Source organism: Mycoplasma milvi (genome assembly GCF_048284715.1).
GTDB lineage: Bacteria > Bacillota_I > Bacilli_A > Mycoplasmatales > Metamycoplasmataceae > Mycoplasmopsis.
In genome coordinates, this window is sequence record NZ_JBLWAH010000007.1 from 1 (window position 1) to 24,397 (window position 24,397).

25 protein-coding genes are annotated in these 24,397 nt (G+C 29.2%); 11 read left to right on the top strand and 14 right to left on the bottom strand.

Annotated features, from left to right (window positions below):
* A partial coding sequence (locus ACNQ13_RS03200; RefSeq protein ID WP_418035651.1) for a leucine-rich repeat protein occupies positions 1–2,034 on the bottom strand: 2,034 nt, incomplete at its 3' end.
* A 1,330-nt stretch (positions 2,035–3,364) separates the two neighbouring features.
* Between ACNQ13_RS03200 and ACNQ13_RS03205 the strand changes: the two genes are divergently transcribed.
* The 10 genes from ACNQ13_RS03205 (at position 3,365) to ACNQ13_RS03250 (ending at position 10,742) form a co-directional block, all read left to right on the top strand.
* On the top strand, positions 3,365–3,859 hold the full coding sequence (locus ACNQ13_RS03205) for a large conductance mechanosensitive channel protein MscL (protein WP_418018743.1): 495 nt from the start codon (positions 3,365–3,367) through the stop codon (positions 3,857–3,859).
* Between the two features lie 165 nt (positions 3,860–4,024).
* A complete protein-coding gene (locus ACNQ13_RS03210; RefSeq protein ID WP_418034623.1) occupies positions 4,025–4,465 on the top strand; it encodes a hypothetical protein in 441 nt (146 codons plus the stop codon).
* 2 nt (positions 4,466–4,467) lie between these two features.
* The gene (locus ACNQ13_RS03215) at positions 4,468–4,983 is read left to right on the top strand and encodes a hypothetical protein (protein ID WP_418027673.1); all 516 of its coding nucleotides are present in this window, start codon (positions 4,468–4,470) and stop codon (positions 4,981–4,983) included.
* Positions 4,984–5,148: 165 nt separating this feature from the next.
* Positions 5,149–5,625 carry a transcription antitermination factor NusB gene (locus ACNQ13_RS03220; protein WP_416741429.1) on the top strand — a complete coding sequence of 159 codons (477 nt, stop codon included), beginning with the start codon at positions 5,149–5,151 and terminating at the stop codon, positions 5,623–5,625.
* Positions 5,618–6,136 carry a hypothetical protein gene (locus ACNQ13_RS03225; RefSeq protein WP_418018740.1) on the top strand — a complete coding sequence of 173 codons (519 nt, stop codon included), beginning with the start codon at positions 5,618–5,620 and terminating at the stop codon, positions 6,134–6,136. Before ACNQ13_RS03220 ends, ACNQ13_RS03225 begins: the two co-directional genes overlap by 8 nt.
* On the top strand, positions 6,136–7,290 hold the full coding sequence (locus ACNQ13_RS03230) for an aminotransferase class V-fold PLP-dependent enzyme (RefSeq protein ID WP_418032971.1): 1,155 nt from the start codon (positions 6,136–6,138) through the stop codon (positions 7,288–7,290). Before ACNQ13_RS03225 ends, ACNQ13_RS03230 begins: the two co-directional genes overlap by 1 nt.
* Positions 7,280–7,693: an iron-sulfur cluster assembly scaffold protein gene (locus ACNQ13_RS03235; protein ID WP_416741426.1), complete on the top strand. Its 414-nt coding sequence runs from the start codon at positions 7,280–7,282 to the stop codon at positions 7,691–7,693. Before ACNQ13_RS03230 ends, ACNQ13_RS03235 begins: the two co-directional genes overlap by 11 nt.
* The gene (locus ACNQ13_RS03240; RefSeq protein WP_418035652.1) at positions 7,686–8,927 is read left to right on the top strand and encodes a Y-family DNA polymerase; all 1,242 of its coding nucleotides are present in this window, start codon (positions 7,686–7,688) and stop codon (positions 8,925–8,927) included. Before ACNQ13_RS03235 ends, ACNQ13_RS03240 begins: the two co-directional genes overlap by 8 nt.
* A 5-nt stretch (positions 8,928–8,932) precedes the next feature.
* On the top strand, positions 8,933–10,021 hold the full coding sequence (locus ACNQ13_RS03245) for a nicotinate-nucleotide adenylyltransferase (RefSeq protein ID WP_418035653.1): 1,089 nt from the start codon (positions 8,933–8,935) through the stop codon (positions 10,019–10,021).
* On the top strand, positions 10,008–10,742 hold the full coding sequence (locus tag ACNQ13_RS03250; RefSeq protein ID WP_418035654.1) for a pseudouridine synthase: 735 nt from the start codon (positions 10,008–10,010) through the stop codon (positions 10,740–10,742). Before ACNQ13_RS03245 ends, ACNQ13_RS03250 begins: the two co-directional genes overlap by 14 nt.
* 140 nt (positions 10,743–10,882) lie before the next feature.
* Here ACNQ13_RS03250 and ACNQ13_RS03255 read toward each other — a convergent pair whose 3' ends face one another.
* Positions 10,883–11,281 (bottom strand): hypothetical protein, encoded by a 399-nt coding sequence (locus ACNQ13_RS03255; protein WP_416741422.1) that lies wholly within the window; start codon positions 11,279–11,281, stop codon positions 10,883–10,885.
* Positions 11,282–11,480: 199 nt separating this feature from the next.
* Here ACNQ13_RS03255 and ACNQ13_RS03260 point away from each other — a divergent pair, with 199 nt between their 5' ends.
* The gene (locus ACNQ13_RS03260) at positions 11,481–12,023 is read left to right on the top strand and encodes a hypothetical protein (RefSeq protein WP_418035655.1); all 543 of its coding nucleotides are present in this window, start codon (positions 11,481–11,483) and stop codon (positions 12,021–12,023) included.
* A gap of 68 nt (positions 12,024–12,091) precedes the next feature.
* On the opposite strand, the gene ACNQ13_RS03265 is transcribed toward ACNQ13_RS03260, so the two are convergent.
* The 12 genes from ACNQ13_RS03265 to ACNQ13_RS03320 form a co-directional block, all read right to left on the bottom strand.
* A complete protein-coding gene (locus tag ACNQ13_RS03265) occupies positions 12,092–14,293 on the bottom strand; it encodes a type 2 periplasmic-binding domain-containing protein (protein ID WP_418035656.1) in 2,202 nt (733 codons plus the stop codon).
* Entirely contained in the window at positions 14,293–15,081 is a 789-nt protein-coding gene (locus tag ACNQ13_RS03270; protein WP_416741419.1) for an ABC transporter permease, read from the bottom strand. Before ACNQ13_RS03270 ends, ACNQ13_RS03265 begins: the two co-directional genes overlap by 1 nt.
* Positions 15,074–15,913, bottom strand: coding sequence for an ABC transporter permease (locus ACNQ13_RS03275; protein ID WP_416741418.1), 840 nt, complete (start codon positions 15,911–15,913; stop codon positions 15,074–15,076). Before ACNQ13_RS03275 ends, ACNQ13_RS03270 begins: the two co-directional genes overlap by 8 nt.
* Positions 15,897–17,282, bottom strand: a complete 1,386-nt coding sequence (locus ACNQ13_RS03280) for an ABC transporter ATP-binding protein (protein WP_418035657.1) — start codon at positions 17,280–17,282, stop codon at positions 15,897–15,899. The genes ACNQ13_RS03275 and ACNQ13_RS03280 overlap by 17 nt, the downstream gene beginning before the upstream one ends.
* A gap of 28 nt (positions 17,283–17,310) precedes the next feature.
* Positions 17,311–17,454, bottom strand: coding sequence for a hypothetical protein (locus tag ACNQ13_RS03285; RefSeq protein WP_416742030.1), 144 nt, complete (start codon positions 17,452–17,454; stop codon positions 17,311–17,313).
* A 93-nt stretch (positions 17,455–17,547) separates the two neighbouring features.
* Positions 17,548–18,438 carry a variable surface lipoprotein gene (locus ACNQ13_RS03290; protein ID WP_418018735.1) on the bottom strand — a complete coding sequence of 297 codons (891 nt, stop codon included), beginning with the start codon at positions 18,436–18,438 and terminating at the stop codon, positions 17,548–17,550.
* A 1-nt stretch (position 18,439) separates the two neighbouring features.
* Complete coding sequence (locus ACNQ13_RS03295) at positions 18,440–19,399, bottom strand: aromatic motif membrane protein (RefSeq protein ID WP_418035658.1); 960 nt, start codon at positions 19,397–19,399, stop codon at positions 18,440–18,442.
* Positions 19,368–20,405 carry an aromatic motif membrane protein gene (locus ACNQ13_RS03300; protein WP_418035659.1) on the bottom strand — a complete coding sequence of 346 codons (1,038 nt, stop codon included), beginning with the start codon at positions 20,403–20,405 and terminating at the stop codon, positions 19,368–19,370. The genes ACNQ13_RS03295 and ACNQ13_RS03300 overlap by 32 nt, the downstream gene beginning before the upstream one ends.
* A complete protein-coding gene (locus ACNQ13_RS03305) occupies positions 20,395–21,495 on the bottom strand; it encodes an aromatic motif membrane protein (RefSeq protein ID WP_418018732.1) in 1,101 nt (366 codons plus the stop codon). The genes ACNQ13_RS03300 and ACNQ13_RS03305 overlap by 11 nt, the downstream gene beginning before the upstream one ends.
* A complete protein-coding gene (locus ACNQ13_RS03310; protein WP_416742035.1) occupies positions 21,473–22,180 on the bottom strand; it encodes an ABC transporter ATP-binding protein in 708 nt (235 codons plus the stop codon). Before ACNQ13_RS03310 ends, ACNQ13_RS03305 begins: the two co-directional genes overlap by 23 nt.
* Positions 22,177–24,006, bottom strand: coding sequence for an ABC transporter permease (locus tag ACNQ13_RS03315; protein WP_418035660.1), 1,830 nt, complete (start codon positions 24,004–24,006; stop codon positions 22,177–22,179). Before ACNQ13_RS03315 ends, ACNQ13_RS03310 begins: the two co-directional genes overlap by 4 nt.
* A 129-nt stretch (positions 24,007–24,135) precedes the next feature.
* The coding region (locus ACNQ13_RS03320) for a leucine-rich repeat domain-containing protein (RefSeq protein ID WP_418035661.1) at positions 24,136–24,397 on the bottom strand (262 nt) is incomplete at its 5' end.

Here is a 24,397-nt window from a genome sequence, read left to right on the forward strand (position 1 = left end):
TGTTACATTAGGGAATGAAACTGATGTTAGGCTTGTTGCACCTTCAAAAGCACTAGCTCCAATACTTGTTACATTAGGGAATGAAACTGATGTAATATTTTGATTATTCTTAAAAACATAAGAAGCTATATTAGTTACTTCAGAGTCTTCAATTTGACCAGTGGCTCCTGGTCATTTGATTAAAATTCCATTAAGTACAATTTTTGAATTAATTTGAGGGAAAATTGTTCTTAGACCATTGTTTGGATGCTCAAAGGCACTAAAATCTACATTTTCTAAATTAGGTAAGTCAATTCCAGTTACATCTGCAGTTTGATTAATTGCAAATGGAACTATTTGAGTAATTGTTGAATCCTTCATTTCTCCAATTGGGTTATTTCATTTAAATAAAATACCATTTTGTACAACTTTATTATCTTCTAAGTTTCGACTTAATCTGTTTCGAAACATAGAGCTACCATTTTTATTAACTACTTTTTCAATTTTTGGTAGCTCGAGTTTAGAAATGATAATTTTTGTATCTATAGTCCCTGGAATAACTTTAGTTTCAGGACAAGATAAAGTAATATTATCTTCACCAGGTTTGATTGAGTTTTCTAGTTGTCTAAAAGCATAGTTAAACATTGGCTCAGTAATTACTTCAGCATCTGGAAAAATTAATTTTTTTGCATTATTGTCATATTTAATTTCAGTCTTTTTATTTCCATCATCATAGACAAAAGTGGTTATGTCACTATTTACTCCAGGTGTTACAACAGGGGTATCTATTTTAGGAGAAAGGTTAAGAGTATCAATTAAACTAGCTAAGGCTTTTGTTTCATTAATTAGTAAAGCTACATTTGCTTGTATGCTTGCTTCTAATGCTTCATATTGAGGTTTTAGTACAGCTTTAATAGCTTCATAATTTGCAGCTTGTGGTAAAAGTTCATGAGCTTTAGCAACAGCAGCACTTTTTAGCTCTGGTAAGAAAGCTTTTAATTGCTTAATAGCTTGCATTTGTGAGCTATCAGAAACAATTTGTACTTGTTTAATCTTATTCGCAAGTGTAGTAATTTCGCTATTGAAAAATTGACTCATACCATTAATAAAACTATCTAAAACTTCTATATTCTTAGTTGTTTCATTAACTTTTAATGAATTAAATATTTCTTGACCAACATTTGCAATTTCTTTTGCTTTAGAAATCAAGATGTCAGCAATTGCATTTTTAATAGATAGCATTTTTTCTGCATTTAAGTAAGTCTTTACTTGTTCAATTCCACTTGTAGTTCTTTTATTTTGAATAGCATTGTTTAAAATGTCAGTTAAAACATCATTGAGACTTAAAGCTACAGTTCGATAAAGTGCACTTACAGTATCAAATTGTGAATTAGGAAGTGACTTTTCAACAGCTTGTAGGACAGCTAAATTTTCTTTAGCAAGCCCATTAGCTACTTCTGTTGCATAGTTATTTATAGCATTAACTTGTTCGGGTTTTAAGGTTTTATTTTGCAAAATAGTATTATAAGCTGCCATTACAGTTGGAATAATAGCATCTGCAGATTCTTTAGCTGTTTTTGTAATCGGAACAACTGGGTTTGTTTTTAAAAATCCAGTAATTGTCCCATTTTTTACTACACTTAAGTCAGCATAGCGTTTTGATCGCACTATAAATTTAAATTCTAATGTCCCAGAAGTATTATTAGCGTTAAAGTATTGAATAGTTTTTGTTGTTATTTCGTCGCTTTTTCCGGAAGTTAAGCTTAATTTGGCATTAACTGGTGTACTAATATCCACTAGATAAATATCAAATAACTCTTTGTCATATCCAGAAAAAATAATTTCATTTTTTGTTATGTTTGAAGCAAGTGTTTGTGCCTTATTTATTGAAGATATTACTTCATATTTAATATTTGCTTCTGTTTGCTGTAGTTTTACTTTTTGGTCTTGATAATTTCTTTGATTATGATAGACTACACTTGGTATTGCAACAACTGCTGAGCCAATTGCGAGTCCTCCAACTACAACCAATAAAAATTTTCCTGCTTTTTTCATTTTTCCTTCTTTTACATATAAGAATTTATGTTCAAAATTAACTTAAATATCAATTAATATTGTTGATATAGTAATTAATTACATACTAAAATAGTTTTTTCGATTGCATTACTAATTTTTAATACATTACTATGACTATTGACGATTTCGATCCTAGGTTAAATCAAAAACATCTTGTGCAAAGGCAAAAAAGTAAAAATATCAAAAGTTAATAGTACTAGTTAATCTTACAAATTATTAGTGCTTTAACTATCTCCTTTCATCATAATATTATTTATCTATATTTTAATTATATTATTTTTTGAAAAAAATATATATCGACTTATTTTCCTAGGAATGAGCTGTAAAATAGATCTATTTTGTTTCAACTAAAAAATAGAAAAATAGTAAATTATACAGTTAGATATATGAGCAAACTATGCAGTGTATGGAAATAAGCTTGAGAATTATATTTACATAACATTCGAATGTAAAATTAATCCATTTCGTTGTTCGACATTCTGCTTTAAATACTTAAACAAAGATTTGTGCTAAGGGGCCAATTGGAATCTATCTATCTTGAGTTGAAATATGAGCATTATGAAAGGATTAGTGACTTCAATATTAGCGGTGAAAAACTTAAAGTCATTATAAAAGAAGCAGCTCGTTTTCATCACTATTTAAAAATACATTTATAAAATAATGATTTATTGTCAAAATTTAAACATTATAAGAGAAAATAAAAAAAGACAATGCAAGAACTTTTCGGTTGTCTCAAAGCATTGCCTTCTAATATAAAAAGTGATATTTATATTAAAAAATATCATTTAAATTATACTGTTTTTTACTTATCTAAGGGTAATAAAATAGACCTTATTCTATATTTTACTTGTCTAGTTGTGACAAAATAGAGCTTATTCTCTTTATTTTTGAGATAATTATTTGTATTGTTTGTATACTTATAATTATTTAGGCGCTCGGTTTATCAATAAAACAGGGCGCTTTTTTATGCAGAATATACAAAAACAACCCATAAATATTATATATAGAGTGTTGCACTGGAGATTGCAATTAAGCCATTTTGATAGCAACTAACATCGTAATAAACTAGCTAATAAAAACTTTTTATGATCTTAAAAAATATCTTGTTTAGATAATAAAATAGTTAAATTTAGTTGTTCAAATTTATGCCACTGTATTTTAATTTCATAATAAAAAATAAGAAAATATTATTTTTTTATATCAAAAAATGACTTTTTAGTCAAGAATATTATGTTAAAATATCAACGTCTATTTTTCGTACAAATCAAAAAATGATAAAATATTATTAATCAAACATAAAGGAGTTATTATGTCAACAAAAAAAGCATGTAGAGATTTAAGTAAAAAGTCTTGATTAGAATCTAAAGCTCAAATGAAACGTGGAAACTTATTGATGTTAGCAATTGGTTTCTTACTTGGAGGGGTTTTTTCAGCTTTAGTAGCATCATTTGCAAATGATATTATTATGTCTGCAATTACAAGAGCATTTGGAAAATCAACAACAGATTGAGTTTTATGAGAATTAAGAGATGATAAAGGAGCAATTACAGGTGGAATTTACATTGGTAAATTCTTAGCTGCATTGATTCAATTTGTTATTGTATCTGCTGTAGTATTTGGAATCTTATATTTCTACTTCTTCATTAGAAACTACGTAGCATATCGTAAAGAACTTAAAAACCCAGTTGTTGAAGCACCAGCAGAACCTGCTCCTGCTCCTACAACAGAAGAATTAATTTTAGCTGAATTAAAGAAATTAAACTCAAACGTTGATGAATCTAAATCACTATTCAACGTAAAATAACATATAGTATTTGCACTATTTGCTTCTTGCAAGTAGTGTTTTTATATTACAAGCAGTAGTATATGATAAAATTAAACTAGATTAATTATTACTATACATTAGCTTAATTCAGCTATAAAATTCTTTTATCAAAGTTAGATAGTTATAAAAAATTAAGAGGATAATATGGAAGAAATTCAAAACCAAGATACTAGTTTCAAAGCTAAAACATTGCTAGATAAAGCGCTAAGTAAGTATTGAAATATAATAATGATTAGAGCATTACTAGCATTTCCAGTTCTTTTAGCAGTATTTGCTATTATTTCACTGGTTAAATGGAGTACTGTTGCAGGATGAATCTTACTTGCTCTTTGCCTTATTAGTTTAGTTTGCTACTGGATTTATTCAACATTTAGAATAAATCCAGCAATTGAATCAATGCAAAAGCAATTAGATACTTATAAGCCATATTTCAAGGAGTATTATTTAAAATTATCAAAATTAAACAAGTTTATTTTTAAGTATTTCTTTGTTGTGGAACTATATGATCAAGAACAAGTTAATCAACTACTAAATGATTCTGTAAATAAACAAGAAAATAATAATGATCAGGCAAATAAGGATTAATTATGGAACAATTAAATGAATTACAAGAAGCAAACTACTTAAAAGCTGAAACAAGCCTACTACAATCTTTTAAGTTTTATAAAAAGAACTTGCTAATAAAAGTGCTTTTAGTTCTTCCTTTTGCTATTTTTTGTATTGCAACGTTTTTAACTGTATATCAAAGCCAAATGGCATATTTAGCTTTAGTTCTAATTGCAGCTATTGTTGTAATTGTGCATGTTTGTTATATTAACTTAGTTATCAATCCTGCTATTCGTAGCTCAGCTCAATTTTTAGCTCAATACAAATCTCAAATGGCTAGGTTTTATGAAAGCAAAAAGTTAAATTGATTTAATAGAATAATTTTTAAAGAGTTTTTCTTAGTGGAAATGTATGGATTGTTTGAGCCTCAACGTATTTTAAAATATCCCGAACAATATGAAATATTTAAATGTGATTCAAATGAAGAAACAGCTTGTGATAATGAAAAAAATGAATTAGAGTCTAATGAAGAAAATTTTGAAAGCGAAGTGAAATAAATAGCCAAGAAAACAAGTAAATTTATATCTTAAAATTAAATGTCCAAGTTAGGATATTTTTTTATTTTTACCTATAGTTGCATTTTGCAAGCTTATAATTTCACACTCTTTAGGCCAAAAAAATCTAAATTATATTATAATTTAGAAACTAAATAAGGAGCACATATGCAACAACAAAAAAAATCAAGAAGAGAAATGAGAAAAACAGTTATTGCTGTTTTATATAAATATGAATTATTAGAAGAACCAATTAAAGTTGAAGAAGCTTTTGAAGAATTCTTTTTAGATAGGGAAGAACTATTAAGATTAGAATTAATTGCTAAAAACTATGCATTCTTACGTAAATCATTAAATGCATTATTAAATAAAAATTGAAAATGAGAAAGAATCTCACCATTAATTAGAGCAATCATCTTAAATGGGGCTTTTGAACTTTATAACACTAACCCAAAAATTGTTATCAATGAAGCCATTGAGATAACTAAAATTTATTTCCCCAAAGATCTCCCTGATCAACCAGCTACATTACAAGGTAAGCAATACAAATTCGTTAATGCTATCTTAGAAAATTATTTAAAACTAATTCAAACTTTTGAACTAGCTGAAAAGTTAGAAAAAAAAGCTAGCCAAAACAATGAGTAAGAGAAACAATCGCAGATTGTGATCTAAGATAGTTTTATCTTTTGCTTATAAATCACATTATCATGGAATTTTAAGCAAAATTAATTACACATATAAGCAATTTCATGAGATGCATTTACTATCACATGAACAACTAGAAAAATTTGAAACTAAAAAATTTGCTGAACGTAGTAAGAATTTAAATGAGTTTATTGACAATTTTAATCAAGATTTAGAATTTTATCCTGAAGTAACCCAGGCCCAAAAAGAAATGATTTATAACTTCTATTATTACTTGTTTTATGATCTATTCATTAAATATTATGATCGTGATGAGTTAGAGGTTAAAAACTTTTTAGGTGAAGTCTTTAAAACAATTGATCTAGATAAAGATAAAAAAGTGCGCAAGCAACAATTTCAAATTATTGTCAATAAAATCAAACGTGAATATTATTATTTATTTCTTGATGAATTTCAAAAAATACCAGGCTATAATACTACTTTACGAGCAATTTTAAGAAAGGTCCTATAATGAATCAAAATGACATTCGCAAACATTTTCCAATTCTAGAAAAGATTACTTATTTTGATTCAGCTGCTTTAGTACTTAAACCTAAAGAAGCTAGTGATGCAATTTATGATTACTATTGTAATAAGTCAATTTCTTCTCGTACTGCAGATACTCCTTTAGGAAATGAAGTTAATTCAACTATCTCTCGAGTACGTAGTAAAGTAGCTAGCTTATTACAAGCTCAAGAAAATGAAATAATTTTTACTAGTGGGACAACTGAAAGTATTAATCTTTTCGTTAATATGTTTCAAGCCTTACTTCAACCCGGAGATGAAATTTTACTTAGCGCCTATAATCATTCATCTAACTTAATTCCATGAATTGAAATGAGCAAAAAAGTAGGTGCTAAAGTAGTTATTTCTCAAGATATTTTAACTGGCATTAATGCCAAAACTAAAATAATAGCACTCAGTCATGAAACTAATAATTTTAATCAACACTTTGATATTACAGCTATTGCTACAAAAGCTCATCAATATGGTGCTTTCTTATTTGATGATGCTGCTCAAGCTATTTCGCATGAACCCGTTTCATTGCGTGTAGTTGATGCTATTGCTTTTTCAACTAATAAGTTTTATGGGCCTACTGGTATGGGAGTGCTAGCAATTAATCAAGATTTACTATCTAAGCTAAAACCAGTTAAATTCGGTGGAGGATCAGTTAATGCTATTGATACAAATGCCTGCTGAGATCCTAAACAAACTATAGCTGTATATGAACCTGGAACTCCTGATATTGCTGGCTTTTTCATGTTTGATAAAGCATTAGATTTCTTTGCTCAAGTTGGATATAAACAAACTCAAGAAATCTTATTTGAATTATCAACTTACTTGCATCAAGCTTTAGCTAGCTTGCCTAATGTAACAGTTTATACTAAGTCCGGTGATAATATTGCTCTAATAAATGTCAATGGAATTAATGCTCAAGATGTTGCAACCTACCTAGGAAGCAAAAACATTTATACAATAGCTGGTATCTTTTGTGCCCCTTACTTAAGAAACATTCAAGATACTTATTCTTTCTTAAGAATTTCACTTGGAATTTATAATACAAAAGCAGATATCGATAAGTTAGTACAAGAATTAAAAAATGGAGGTGATTTTTATGCATTTTAATCAAAATGAAGCTAGAGAAATAATCATGAATCACTATATGAATCCAGCTAATAAAGTAGCTTTAAATGGTGATTTTATCACTTGCTATAGTAATACATGTTCAGATAAATTAGAATTACAAGTAACTTGAGAAAATAATAAAGTCACTCAAGCTAAATTTAATGGACATGGATGTGCTGTCTTTATGGCTGCAACCGATATTTTTCTTAGTTTAATTGTTGGCAAAAGCAAAGATGAAATCACTACACTAGTAGATACCTTTAGTCGCTTTGTAGCTCAAGAACCACTTGATGATGCTGCTGTTGCTACACTAGGCGATTTATGAGCATTCTATAATGTTAAAACACATTTAAATCGAGTAGCATGTGCTTTATTAACCCCAAATACTTTTATTAATGAATAAACCTATTTTATTTCATATTGATTTTGACTGTTATTTTGTTTCGGCTGCTCGAACAATTCAGCCAGAATTAAATAATAAGCCTGTAGCAATTTCTCGCTCTTCAGCGCATGCAATTGCTGTTTCGGTTTCATATGAATTAAAAAATAAAGGCATTAAGGCAGGGATGAAGAATTTTGAAATACTTGCCTTAGAGCCGAATACTATTATAGTTCCAAGTAATATGGCTTTATACGAGGAACTTTCAAGCAAGATTTTTGAATATCTCGCTACCACTTATACTGGAAATATCCAGATTGCTTCAATTGATGAATGCTATATGGATGTTACTGATCTAGTTGCGAAGCTTGGAATAAAACCTGTGCAACTAGCTCAAAAGCTACAAAGAGATATTATGTCCAAATTTAGAATTCCAATTACTATTGGAATCTCACATAATAAATTTGCAGCTAAAATGACTACCAACATTTCTAAACCATTTGGAATTGGCTATACCACTGAGCAAAACTTTGCTAGTCATTTCTTTGATTTAGATATTGAAAAGTATCATGGGATAGGTAAAAAAACAGCAACAAAATTACGTCAAGTAAACATTAATACCATCGGTCAACTAGCAAGTAAAAAAGTCAGCGATCTAGAAATTAGTGCTATTTTTGGTCGCATTGGCCAAGATATCTTGCGTAACTTAGATCCATATGTTTATGAGCATATCACTTTTAAAGATGAAAAGGCTTTAGGCATAGGAAATGAAATCACTTTTGAAGATTATGATATGCCTTATGACATGAAAATTGAATATTTAGACTCATTATGTAATAAGGTTTCCGCACGTTTAATTGAAGAAAATTTAGCTGGCAATGTTATTGCCCTAACAATTCGCTTTAAATCTAAAAAATGAACAACTAAGCAAGTTAAAATTGCCTCTTATATTAATTCTGCTGGGGATATATATAAAATTATTTATAACATCTTTATCCATAATTTTGCTGAAAGCGAATTTATTGGACTAGGAGTTAGGGTTACAAATTTAATAGACTTAAATAATATGTATTTACCAATTAGCTTAATTAATAATATTAAGCCTAATATAGAAGATAATATGATCAAAGAAGTGATTGCAGAAATTAAAGGCCTTTTTGCCAATCCAACATTAAAAGTCTTGACTGAAGAGGAAATAAAAAATAGCAACTTACATAAAGGTGCTTATCGCTTTAAAAAAATGCTATTTAGAAAGTAGGAACTATGAAAATAGGAATTTATGGCGGATCATTTGATCCAATACACAAAGGACACATTAAGACTGCTCGTTATGTAATTAATAAGCTTGGGCTTGATAAATTATTAATTGTTCCAGCTGCTACTTCACCTTTTAAAACTAAAGGTAAGAAAGCTAGTGGCCAAGATCGCCAAAATATGGCGCAATTAGTACTTGAAGATAAAATGGAATTATGCGATTTTGAACTAAAACGAGGAGGAGTTTCTTACACAATTGATACAGTTAAATATTTAGCTAATAAATATCCAGGTGCTGAACTTTATTTAATTGTTGGAAGTGATTTAGTCCCAAATATTTCAGGTTGAAAAAATATCGAGCAAATTGCTAGCTTAGCAAAAATTACAGTAGTGCGTCGTAATAGCAAAATTAATAAAGTTAATATTAAGAAATACAATGGTATCTTACTTGATAATCCTATTTTTGAGGCTTCTTCAACTGACTTTAAAAAAGGGATGTTTAATTTAGTTGATGATAAAGTAGCTCAATATATTGCTGCTCATCACCTTTATTTAGAGCAACTAGTGCACAATACTTTATCAGCTAAACGGGCAAAGCATTGTGTTTCTACTGCTTCATTTGCAGCAGAATTAGCTAAAGCCCATGGACTAGATGCTAAACAAGCTTATTTAGCAGGTTTATTACATGATATTGCTAAAGAATTTAGTGATGAGCAAGTGCTTTATTTAATTAATAAATATGAGCCTCAATTAGCAAATAACTTATTACCTTATAAGTATCATCAAACAGCTGGATATATCTGGGTTAAATATGGATACAAGCTCCCAGATGAAGCAATTGCACAAGCAATCTTATGTCACACTTCAATGCGTGACAATATGACTTGACTTGATAAGGTGCTTTTTATAGCAGATAAAATCTGTGAAGGAAGAAGATACCCAGGTATCCAACAAACACGTAAATTATGCTTTGAAAATTTAGAAGCAGGATTTGCACAAGTTGTGCAAGAAACTTATCAATATAACCTTGATAAGGGAGTAGTTTTTACACCAGATCAGGCAAAACTTTATAATAAATATAGAAATGGAAACAAATAATATGGCTAAAGAAGAAAGAATTCAAAAACTCCTTTCTCAAGCAGGAATTGCTTCAAGAAGAGAAGCAGAAAGCATGATACTATCTGGTAGAGTAAAATTAAATGGTCGCCTTGCTAAATTAGGAGATAAAGCTACTTTTGCAGATACAATTTTAGTTGATAATCAGCCAATTCAAGGACAAGAAGAAAAGGTTTATTTTGTACTAAATAAACCTCCTAAAACAGTATGTACCTTAAAAGATAATTTTAATCGTACCATTGTCACTGATTTAATTGATACCCCTTACCGTATCTTCCCGGTTGGAAGACTTGATTATGATACTACTGGAGTATTAATTTTGACTAACGATGGGGAATTAGCAAGTAAACTTACACACCCTTCTTACGGTGTGATTCGTGTATATCGTGCTAGATTAAATGAACCATTAGACAAACGCCAAATGGCTAAATTAAACAAGCCAGTAATGATTAATGGTACTTGATCAAAGCAAGATGTAATTCAAGCCGATGTTAAAAGTTACTTTGTAGTTTTAACTCAAGGAACCTATCACCACGTTAAAGAACTATTTAAAACTGTTGATCGTCAAGTAATCAACCTTAAAAGAGTTGAATATGGTGGAATTACATGCAAAAACATACCAGTTGGAATGTATCGTCCATTAACAATTAAAGAAGTTAAAACCCTTTATAGTTTAGTTAAAAACCCTAAAAAAGAACAATAATTTTAATCTTAAGCTAGCTAATGCTGGCTTTTATTATACTTTTATGCCTTGGACAAGGTTATATTAAATCAAAATAAATTTTTAATAGCATTCTTTATTACAACATTAGAGTTACTCGAATAATAAAGCCAACTACCTTATTATTTAGTAGTTGGCTCTTCATTATTTTGTTCTTTTTTATCTGCTATTGCTTGTTGAAGTTTAGAATATCCATAACTCATTCCAAAAAACAATATCATAAGAATATAGAAACCTCTAGCAATAAAGTTTAATGATAAGTAATATTCAGCTGCTTTATCATAATTATCATTATAGGTATCACGGAATTTATTTATGTAGAATAATGTTCCAGTTCTAATGATTGCTGGCACCAAAATTAATATAGCTCCACAAATTAAAAATGTCATATATCTATCATCTTCTATTTCTAATGTGCTTCCTAATATAACTAAAGTTAGCCCTGTAATAATGCAAGCAAGCATTAATATGAATAATATATTAAAAATAAAAAAGATTCTTTTATTTGCTTTTTCAAACATATATCTCCTTATACATTAATGCTATTATTATAATTTATTTTTTATAGCAGCTTGCTAAATAATATAACTTCAAGCAACTTACTTAAACCTTAAATGTGCCATATCAAATTTGTGCTATTTTGTATTGCTGAATGAATATATTCATTAATATTAAATCTGACAAAACGATATAATATAGTTGTAAAAAACAAGGAGAATAATGACTAACTTTAAAAAATATATCTATTTAACTATTTCTATATTGCTTTGTTTTACACTTTTTAGCATTTATGGAGTACTAGTTAATGAACAAACTCAATGAGACTTTGATACAGCTTCAAAGGCTAAAGTAATTGTTGCTTATATAATTGTTTCAGGCCTAATTGCTGCTTTATCAGGCTTCTTAATGTCACAATATTTATTAAGCATAAAGTCAATTAATGACTTTACAGCAAAAGAACCTAGCTCAGTCAAAAATAAGAAAACATTACAAATTGCTACTCTAGCATTTGCAATTTTACTAGTATTAATTATGATTATTAGCATTTCAGTAATGAGCTGAGTAATTAGTATTACCAATGTGGCTGATGTACAGATTACAAGTGAAGCAAAAAATGCTCAACAAGCATCCGGAATACAAAACTTAAACAGTGAAATAATTGCATACTTCCTTATTAGTTACGTAGTTTCTTTCTCAGGAACATGCATTACAACAATGCTAATAAAAGTATTCATTCATAATACATATCCAAAACTTAACTAAATAGATTTTATATTTGTGTACCTATTATAGGTACACTTTTTTATATAAAAAACCAGGATTGCTCCTGATTAACTTTTTGTTTCCATGAAATAATATTGTGAAGCTTCTGAAGAAATTTGTTCACTAATTGGACTTAAAGCTTTATGCTCAATAATTCCATTATTCTTTCAAGCCTTAATAATAATTGGATTATGTTTTTCTTTTTCGATATTATTTAATAAATTATCAATTTCAGCTTCATTATTTTGTCTTAAAGCTGTTTTAATTAAGTTTAATTTTTCTTTAGCTTGAGCTAAGTATTCACTTTCTTCATCACTTAAAGTAGAATTGCTACTAAACTTATTAGTTAATTCTTGTAATTCGCTAGCAAAGATTTCAAGCTTATCACTTTGATTTGAAACATCAACTATTTTATAGATGTCAATTACATTTTTGTCTTGACCATCTACTACATCAGCAAAATAGTTACGTAATACTAATTGATAATCAATTTCTTGAGTAGGTACATAATTAATGTAATTGAAGTTAGTTAAGTTACCTCAACCTTCAATATTTTCCTCATCAGAGATATCAATAAAAGCTATTTTGCGACCTAGATACAAGGCTAAAGCATCTTTTTTGTCTTCTTCTTGTGCTATAAATTCTTGAATTTGTTCTTTATTACTTGCTATAATAGCACTTAATATAGCATCTTCGCTAGAAGGAGATTCTAAAGTTATATTTTTAGCTTCTGAATCATTTAAAAAGACTAAGAATCGATCTAATAATGCATCTTTTGACTCAATAAAATAAGATTGCAACATGCTAGGAGCAATGTTGATTTTAGCATCATAATTTTCTATCTCATCATCTCTTTGTGTTTGCATGTGAGCATACTTTTCAAATCATGAATGATTTTGAGGCAATGATAAGTTAATTAAATCGCTATATTTAGTTATCAATTCATTGACTTGATTGTCCTCAATTGGCTGACTTAATAAGCTAGAATCTCATAGATGTTTAAAAGCGCCTTGCTCTTGGATTTTCTTTCAAACCTGGGCAGTGACATTTTCGCTAAATTGAACTTTTGCTGTTTTATTATAGTTATCTAATGAAATTTGATCTTTCCCAATTTCTCAGTAAGCATTTAAATTGCTATAAATGCTTTGGCCAAGAATTTGTAAATATAAAGAATTTTCACGTTCATTATTGGCTGAAGAAAGCATAATTCCATCAACTAATAATAAATTTTGCTTAGGTTTAATGACTCTGATATCGCCATCATGGCTAATTCCTAATGCTTCTTCTTTTTCACTTGCAGGATAGTTATCAGATCCATAGTAAGCATCAATTGCATCACCATTATACATAATGGCAGCTGTAATATCAGGGCGTTTCGGATTAATTAGCTGATTTAAAAGCTCTAATCCATCACCTTCAAATGAAATATGACGATTATTTCGAACATCATAACCGGTACCATCTTTAATTAATTGTTTAAATGAATCAATTAAAATTTTATAAGTATCCGATTTAACATCACCCGTAAATTTGCTTGAAGTTCTTTCTCCATCAGGTAAAAGTCAATATGAAGATCCATAAAGCATATTATCACGCATAGCATCTGTAATGATAAAAGAATTAAAGCCATTAGCATGCACAGCTTTTAATACATTAATAAATGAATTATAAGCTTCTTTATTATTAAAGTCTTGTTCTTTAAGTCATGAAGTAGCAATACCAGATAACTGTTCCGTTTCATCTTCACGATTTACTGCTGCAATAGGATTCTTACGAGTGTTATAAGCTACCACAGCATCTTGAGAATAATATGGAAAAAAATATTCTCATAATTCACCTTTATTAGCCTGTGCTAATTCATCGTTATAGTGTGCTAGATGATTTCAAATTTCATCTCTTAAAAATAAACGAACTATATTTTTAGTTTTTTGATAATTATTTTTTAAACTAGGATCATTAAATAGAATTGAATAGTCAATTTTACTAATTAAACCTTTTTTAGCTAGTTGAGCAGCTAAAAAATCAGTTCCAACACCAGCTGCTGCTTTGTGGTTAATTAGTGCATTATTAAATTCACTAATTTCACTAAATTGAGTATAAGTAAAATGCTGTCTTAAGATAGCTTGATTATCTTCTGACATATATGATTTAAAGTTATAAAATGCTGGTTTATATTGATGTGTTGCTTTATAAGCAATAGCACTCCCTACTACTGCCCCTGAAACTAGAAGGCTGGAACAAATCAGTAAGTTACGATAAAGTTTTTTCATTACTTCTTGTTCTTTTTAACTAGAGTATAAATGATATTAGCAACTATGGTAATAAAGAGAATAATAGTTCCTAATACAAGTCCTCAAGGTTCAAAAGAACCTTCATATAATTTAGTTCCAAGTGTAGGTGAGTTAGACACAGTACGTGTAATAATAAAGTCATCAAAACTAAGTACAGAAGAAACCACTACTGCCATAATGATTGAAGGAATCATATAAATGAAATAGGTTCTAAATCATGATCTTATTTTAGAATAACCTAAATCTTGGCTAGCTTCAAATAAGTTGTTGTTGAATTTTTCACTTCTAGGTAGCATTAAAGAAATACCATATGGTAGTGCCATAACAGTATGAGCCACAATAACACGTGCAAACCCTTCATTATCAGTTTGCACAACTCCAAAAAAGGCCCCAAAGACTAGCACAAGTCCAATTGCTGTAATGTTATCTGGATTAATAAGTGGAATGTTTGAACTAGCTGTAACAAAGCCACGCACAGTTTTATTCTTTTGACGATATAAGGCATAAACTGTAACAAGTGAAATTGTACATACTAAAAACGAAACTACAATAGCTAGTAAAATTGAATTTACTAGTGCTGAAATCCGATCATTATCAAAAAGATGTATTCAGTTTTCAACAGTTCCTTTAGTTCATGTAGTATTAAATAATCCTTTTGGTGTAGCTTCATTAAAAGTAAAAATTGCTCCAAAGAAAAGGGGAATATAAACAATTGCTAAAATTAAGTAAATATAGCTTTTTCTTAAAAATGAACCAAGTTTACTCATAATGAGCTCCTTTCTTAAGTTTAAAGATTAACTTAGGAATAAAGAGCATTAAAGCATAAATCGAAATGAAGACTAATGAAACAATAATAACTAAAGAAGAACCAGCTGAAAGGTCAAATTTATTTCCTGGGTTAATTTTTGAGTTAATTATGTCTCCAATTAGTTGGTGTTGTGATCCATCTGGTAGCAATTTAGCTGAAATAATAAAGGTTGTTGCACTAGCTAGAAAAATCATAGCTAGTCCAGATAAAATCGCTTTAGTTCCATAAGGAATAATAACTTTGAAAATAGTTTGTACATTGTTGTATCCAAGGTCATTACTTGCTTCAACAATGTTTTTGGGCATGTCTTTAAACACAGTGTATAAAGGCATAATCATTAAAGGTAAATTTAAATAAGTTAGTCCAAATACAATAAACATTTCATTGTTTAAACTTTTTGGATCTGAGGCAAATATTGCTAAAAATAAAGCTTTAATTGAATAAACTCTAGCAATGGTAAAAATTGCCATTGGAGAAAGAATTAAGCTTAAGGCATAAATGCGGAAAACTTTTGATTTAGAGGTTGAAATAAAATAAGCATACGGAAAGCCAATAATTAGGCAAAAGATAGCAGATACTAGCCCAATTCAAAGGCTACGCCCCATAATTCTTCATGTATTTTTGCTTGTCACCAATTCTCATGAGTTAAAGTTATCACCAGTTACTGAAAAGGCAGAATAAATAATCATGATTAAAGGCAGAATAATAAGCAAAATTGCAACTAGAATATATGGGATAGCTAAATATAGCTTACGATTTAGAGTGAGTTTATCTTTAATTTTGGAAATCATGGTTTGAGTAATCTCACTTAGGGTCTTTTTTCATTAAGTGAATTGAATCAATTGTTCAACTCATGTAGACTTTTTCATCTAAATCGAATTTTTTAGCTGTTTCAACATAAATGTATTCGTCTTCAGCAATTTCTACTTTTAAGTAGTAGTATGAACCACGATATGAAATATCAACGATTTTTCCTGCAATTTTATCTTTCGTTGTTGATGGGTTAGCGTTAATATCAATATCTTCTGGACGAATTAAAGCATCTAACATTTCATTTGGAGCAAACTCATCCATTTCATGAATAGTTTTAAACTCTTTACCAAGAAGTTTAATTTTTCCATTTTTAGGATTGAATTTAGCATTAAAAATATTTGAATCACCAATAAATTTAGCTACTCAAATGTTTACAGGGTAGTCATAAATATTTTTAGGTGTGTCGTATTGCTCAATTCTTCCATCCCGCATAACTGCAATTCGATCAGAAAGTTCTAAAGCTTCATCTTGGTCGTGAGTAACAAAAATAAAGGTTAGTCCTAATTCTTGTTGCACACTTCTAAGTAACACTTGCATCTTTTTTCTGATTTTAGCATCTAGAGCAGATAAAGGCTCATCAAGTAGCAAGATTTCAGGTTCAATAACTAGTGATCTAGCAAGTGCTACCCGTTGTTTCATACCACCAGAAAGTGCACTAATTGGTTTAGAAGCATTTCCACTAAGTCCAACTAGGTCAATCATTTGAGCAATTTTGGTATTCATTTCCTCTTTAGTCATCTTGCGTTTAAAATAACGATTTTTAAAGGCTTCAGATTTTTGATTTACATAGTTTTCTCAATATGAGTATTTGAAGTCAGAATCATCAAGTCAGTTTTGACGTCTTCTGTATTGGTAAGTTCCTGGTTTAGTTGATTCAAGTTCAGCTTCATATTTTTCTTGGATCTTGTCAAGTTGTGCCATTTTAGCTTCTGAAAGTGCTGTTCATTGAGCCAATTTCTTTTGGTATAAGGCATTATATTTATCATTAATTACTTCACGAGGAACTCTTTTAAGTTTAAGTCCGTACGCAATATTACCTTCGACATTTAAATGAGGGAATAAGGCGTAGTCTTGAAAAATTGTTGATACATTTCTTTTGTAAGGTTCTAAGTCCTTGATGTCGTATCCATCAAACTTAATTTCCCCACGGGTAGCTCATTCAAAACCACCAATTAGTCTTAGAATTGTAGTTTTACCTGATCCAGAAGGCCCGAGTAAAGTTACAAATTCACCACGTTTAATTTGCAAATTGATACTGTGCAAAACAGTTTTATCTTGGAATTCTTTAACAACATCAATTAGTTCAATAACCGGTTGTTCATCTTTATTGATTTTTTTCTTTGCCATAATGTCTCCTTTCATAATTAAAAATCAATTATGCTTGCAGGGAGACAGTATCATAGAGGTTTTCAGAGTATTCTTCAACTAAGTATTGTGCACTTGAATATTCAATATCATTAAAAACTCTAAAGATATTTTTAACCTGAAGAATTTGAATTAACATTGCTTTATTTTTCATATTGTCTATTTTACTAAAAGATAGCAAAAAAACAGTAAAAATTTGCAATTTCTTATGTAGCAAATTCTACTGTTTTATAAGCTTAAAAGTTAATTAATAGATTAGATTAAATTGAGGGTATTTAATATCTGGCAAGCTAGCGAACTTTTCTTCAAATTGACTAATATCTTCATTAGTTAATTTAGCTTCATTTTTTTCCATCGCATCAAGGGCTTCTTGTGGGTTTACTGGTTTAGTTGAATCTGATTGTGAAAAGTATATACATAATGGATCTAGGCTAATAGCCCCTTGTGGAGAAACATAAATTTTCAATATTGTGCTGGTAAATGTAACATATAGCACTTTATATCCAGGTCTTTTTTCTGAATCTTGTAGTTTTGAAAAAGTTAAGTGTTTAAGTAAAATGTTTGGTTTAACATTTTGACGATTATAACTAAAGTGTTTATGAATGGCTTCATTATTAACTGAATATTCATTTTTAACATTAGCAGCTCAGTGTAAATATCTTGGAGAATGGACTGCATGTGTACTTGATTCTTTTTCAAAAGTTAATAAACCATAGTCATAAAATTTAGTTGTAAAGTTATATAAGTATTTTAAATAAGCAAGCAAGTTAAGAGATAATATGTCTTCATTTTGTTGTAATAATTGATTGATTTGAGCTTGTTTAGCTGAAATTTGCTCTACACTTAAGGAGTTGTTGGCTAATTCATGTTTAAGTGCAAAAATACTTTTAGCATTATCTTGTAGTGATTGATTTATTTCATTATATGCTTTGATATCAAAATTTTGATAAGCTTGCTCTTGTTGCGGAGAAAAATGAACATTATATTTAGCTAATTCTTCTTTTACTTCTGTAGCAAAGTGTTCTTTAGCTAATTTTAAACTTGTCTTAGATCCAGTTCCATCACAGGCTGCAGCCACAAAAGGAATGCTAGCTAATGGTAAAATGCTTAATGAGAGAAGAAATTTAAATTTTTTCATACTACTTAACATCTATTGCTGAATATTGCAATAGAATACCTCCATAATAATCTTTATATAAAACTTCATCAGTTTGAGTTTTATTTGAATTGTCTAAATTAAATGAAGCAAATAAAGAAACATATTTATTTAAGTTAAATATTGTATCTTTATTGCTTGCAGTGAGTAGTTTTGGGAATGTTTTAATATAACTAAAAACGCTAGCTTTCGCACTTATCTCTTTAGTTTCATCATCTATTTCTTTCGTAATATCAACTTGTATAATGAAGCCATCTTGATTTAATAAGTAATAGTGCACATCATTTGAATCAGCTTCCATTTGTTTAACAAATTGAGTAAAGGTATTAGACTTAATATTTGAGAAAATTGAATAAATTAACTTGTTTTCGTGATCTCTTAAACTGAAAGAAGATTCAGTTTCATTATTATCACGAGTGAATGTACTATTTTGCATAAAGACGAACCGATTAATATTGAATAAAGTTCATAATCAGTTAGTTTCATTAGCTTGATCAATAACTTTGTCTGCTTGTTTTACAGGGTAAGGATAAGCACGAGAAGTCATTCAGAAGTATTCTCCTGGTTCTTCATATGAAGAAGATTGGCGAGTAATAACGTTAGCATATTTAAGAGCTGTTGATAATTGCTTTATGTAATCATTATGTAGTAAGGCTTCTTGAGAAGCTACATACTTTTCTCTGGCTTGAGTATTTGATCCATAAATTTCATTAAGCAATGAATCAATTGCTGCTTGCTTTAAAAACATTTGTCAACGTAATGTTAAATCACTAGCAAAATTTACCTTATTATCTTTTGAAGCTTCCTTATTGGTATTTGTTGGCATACTAGTAACAACTTCTTCATGCTTATTGCTAAAAGCTGATATACTAGGAGTAAGAATTGCACAACTTGCACCTAGACTTAAAAGACTAGTTAGCGTTAGTTTCAGTGACTTTTTCATTTTGCTCCTTTCCAAATGGGAAGACAAAGGCTGGATAGCCATATCTTTGTCTTATTGGCATGTCTTCTTGATATTGCTTTAGCCCTGATTCATAGTTGTGAATAAATCCACTGTGAATAGTTTGAGAAATTAAGTTAAGTGAAATTGTTTTAGCTTGAGCAGCTCCAAAATAAATTCCTACAAAACTTAAATCTACTTGCGAAATATTGCTTGAGATATTTCTAATCATTATACGAAAGACTAATTCATCTTTCTTGATATAGTAAGCTTCATTATCTCCTATTTCGGGAGATTCATCCCCTAGTTTAATATCATCTAGATAGCTATCTTTGAAATTTAATGTAGTAAAAGGCTTTTGTTTATTGGCTGCAGCTACATATTCTTTAGAAACCATGAGTTCCTTACTGGTAGGAATGTAAGGATTTAGGGCCATTGAAACAAAGTTTCAATCAAACTTATCTAGATTATTTAAGATAAAGTATCAGTTTTGATTAATTAGTTCTTTATATTGAGCTAAATAGTCTAGAGCAGACATAGCTGGTTTATTGTTTTTTGCTTGGTCAATTTGTTCTTGAAGACGTTTAATTTCATTTAAAGTTTCTTGATAACGTTTTTGATCACTGCGGAAGAAAACTAGCATTGAATTTAAACGACTAACTTTTTCTTCTAATTCACCAATATTGGCACTACTATAGATTTTTTTGTATTCAGTTGCTATTTGGGCAAATTTAGCCAAAATAGCTCCTTGTTCTTGTTGTTGTTTTAGTAAATATACTTCTTTAGCATTTTGTGCTTCAGGAGTATTCTTATATACTAATGAAAGTAATTGATTTATAATTCTTTGATGACTAAGAGCTTCAGCTGATGTAGCAGCTGGTGAAGTATCTTTATCATAATCAATGAAAGCATTTAACTTAGTACTTTGATTATAATTGCTACATGCCACAGGCAACATGCATAATGGAGCAAAACTTAATGCAGCTAAAATTCTTCATTTAGTTTTCATGAATTTCTCCTCATGTGTATCTTAAAATTTGCATTTGGCTTTTATTTAGTTCCATAAAAGCTTTATAAAATATAGTTGAATAATTATTTTCATTGTATAGTTGGATTAAATTAGCATCATTATGTTTTGCATATGCTTGTGCAGCTGTTTGTTCGTTATCTGGTTCACCTGTTTTGATGGCATAATCAATATCAGCTTGAATAATAGCTTGGTGCGCATCTTTAAAGGCTTGTACAAAAGCTTTAATGGTTGCGTCCATATCTTTATTTAACACTAAGAAAACATCTGGAATTATTAAAATGTAATTCTTGATAATTTCAGTTTGTTCCTTCTTTAAGCTCTTGCTGTAAGTAAAATAAGGAATAAAGCAATTGTTATCTAGTATTAAGAAGTTTAGATATTTATTTATGTAAATATCTTGCGACTTAGTTTGCAACTCGAAACTTAAAATATTAGTGATTTTAGCATCATTTAGTGTTAAGGAATATGAGCCATATTTATCTTGTACATAGTCAAATAGCTCTTGAGTGCTACGTGGAAGATCCACTTTATTTTCCTTCAAATTGTTTTCATTAGAGCTAGATTCACTTGCTTCTTCACCTAAAGAGTTACTTTCATCTTCATCATTAACATCCTTGCTAGATAAGTTTTTATAATCTGCATCAAAAGGATTAAATACATAAGTGTTGTGCGCTAAGTGATCTAAATATCAATATCAATTGCTGCTTAAAATATTATTAATTGAATTAATTGAGTTTTTAACTTGTCCAGTTAAAGTACTTGGTGATTTATCAAGTACTTTAACATTTGAAATGTTGGCATAAATCATAGCTGATTTTAATTCAGTATAAATAGCTGCCGGTATATTTTGTTGAGTTTTTAGATATAAATCTTGTTCCTGTATATTGCTATTAAGTTTGTTTAGTATTTCATTTAGTTTGATTTCGTTTGCACTTAAAGGTTTATTAGCTTTAAGTTTGATATCGTTATCATTTAGTTTATCTTGCTTACTGCAAGCTACTGTGGGAATTAAACAAGGTAGTGTACCTAGTGAAAGTCATAGTAGCTTATTTTTTAATAACTTTTTCATAAAAGATATCTTCCAATGGTTGTTTTTTCATTCCAGAAGAAACAACTTTTCCATGGTGAATTAAGGTATATGAATCCACATATTTATCAATTTCACTAAGTACGTGAGAAGAGATAAAAATGCTTTTTCCTTCTTTATGTAAGTCTTCAAGTAAGCTAAATAATTGATATCTAGCAGTTGGGTCTAAGTTAGCAGCTGGCTCATCTAGAATAATTAAGTCAGGATCATTAATTAAAGCTTGAATTAATAAAACCTTTTTCTTTTGTCCGGATGAGAAAGCATATGGTTTTGACTTAGCAAGTGAGCTAATTTCAAATTTGTCTAGTAACATATTTATTTTGTCTTTGGCTTGTGCTTTTGGCATTCCTGAGAGTAAAGCTAATGAATATAAATACTCTCAAGTTGTTAATTCTTTGGGAAAAATTGCACTTTCTGGCACATAGCCTAATTTAGCTTTAGATTCAGGTTTTCTGGCATTTATACCATTGATAATAATTTCTCCATCGTATTTATCATAAGAACCAATAATAGATTTAATTGTAGTTGTTTTACCTGCACCATTTTCGCCAATAAAGGCATGGAATGAACCTTGTGGTACTGCAAAACTAATATTAAAGATTCCACGTGCTTCATGTTTATCTTGGTAAACTTTACTTAAGTTTTTTACTTCTAAAATATCCATTATCTGTAGTCCTTTCTAATGTATAGAACATTGTTAATTAAGATGAAGATAAATCCAAGGGCAATTCAAATTCCGATGAATCCATATTTATTAATAATTTGTTTATCACGACTTACTTGATACATTTGATCAAGGGGTTGGAATAAATAATTATTTGATTTTTTCAAGTCATATCTAATTACAACTCGATTGTCTTTGACTTCTTGTTTTGTACTGTAACTTGCGTATCCTCCAACGCTATAGGTGTATCCACCAATTTGGAACTCATAGCTTTTTGGGCTATAGTCACTTGTATTTTTGTTATATAACATTGCATTTACTAAATTAGTATTATTGTAATTAAAGTAAATGTAATATAACATTGCGCTTAATAAGTAAACTTCTTTTTCAGTTTTTGACTTGATGATTTTTTTGGTTATGGCTTCATCATTAAGCACTGTTACATTAGCATCATCTAGCTTATTAAGCATTGAGTTTTCATTTTCAATTTCAGTCTGAAGCTTATTATTAATTAATCCAGCAATTAATGAATAATCATTTGCATCAGCTTCTTTATAGTTTTCATCATTTAAGATTTCACGCACAAATTTTTGCCCATAAGCATTAAATACTCTTGAATTAAGTAATTCTTTTAAGTATTTTCATTCTAGTTTTCCAACTAAGGTATCTCCAGTAGTATTACTGTAAGAATCTTCAGGGAAAGTTATATTGAAATTATCAGCCCCATTTCTTACATAAATAATATTAGTATCAGTAAAGAGCCCAGTTAAATCAGGGTTAACTTGATTTTTAAGTGCTCCCGGCACTAAGTAAACATCCTTTTTAATTGGCTGTTTATTAATGTCTAATAGCGAAATTTGATATTTAGGCATACTTGCTTCAGTTTTGAGTGCATAGCTATATGCAGGTGAATCTAAATGGTTGTAGTAAATATAATTATCTAGATTACTACTTACATTACTTGCAAAACTATCAAATATGTTTTTATTTTCTATATTAAAGATGTCAACTAATTGATATGGCATAATTAATCATGAATATGCTTGTCATTCATTAGCTGAGGCTTTCGAAAAGTTATAAGCTTGTTTGATGTAATTTGCTTGATTACTACTAAAGGTATTAGTATCATAACCATTTGGCATAATATAAAAGCTATCTTGATCATTATTTAAATAAAACATTTCAATATCAGCTTTATTACCAGCAGGCTGTAAATTACGTGGTGCATTTAAATAAAATGCTAAATTGTTACTTGTAGCTGTTGATTGAGAAGCTATCACACTTCCACCAATTACTAGAGGTGTAAAAGCTACCATAGGAACAGCTAAAGCTATTTTTCCATTTAATTTATATCCTATAATTGAAGCAATCATTCCAAACATTATGTAGCCTAGGAAAAATACTACAAATGATAATAAGGTATATGCTACTAAATATGAATAGTGCATTCCTAATCCTATAAATAGGTTAGAAAATAACATAGTTAAACCTCAGTAAGTTCCAAAAATTATAAAAATACTAAATTTTCCTAAAAAGATCGATTTTCTAGAAATAGGTTTTGAATAGGTTAGTAATTCAACTCCTTCTTCTTCTAAATCCTTATATATATGTAGTGATTTCATACTTGCATAGAAAATTGTAATTAGTAATTCTGCAAAAACTATTGCATAAATTGCAAAATTGCTTTTAAGATCATTTAACTCTAATGTCGCAAAAATGATGCTTAATATAATAGCAACTGCCATTCAAACAATTGGAACTATAAAAGTAGATTTCTTTTTTAATACAATTTTATGTAAGAATGAAATGTAACTAGCAGTTGTTTTCATGTCTTCTCCTTATTTTGTTATCTTATATTACTGTTTGGTAATTCATATATATTATTGTAGTACAAAATTACTAAACAGTAATAAAAAAATTAAGAAAAAATACAGCCTATTTTAAGCTGTATTTATATTTTATGGTTGGACTATTTCATATTTATCTTGTGAATCAAAAGCGTTTTGTGCTATTTTGACTCCGATTGGTACTCTTAAGCTTACTTTTGTTACATCTTTTAATTTAGCAAAAGCATATTTTCCTATAGTTGTTAATTCAGGTGCATTAAATTCTTGAATGCCTGAATTATAGAATGCGCCTCATGTACCAAGATAAGCTTCAGAAGCACCATCTTCTATTGTTGTTAATCTATTAAATGTGGCTTTTTTAAGTGTTTCTAAA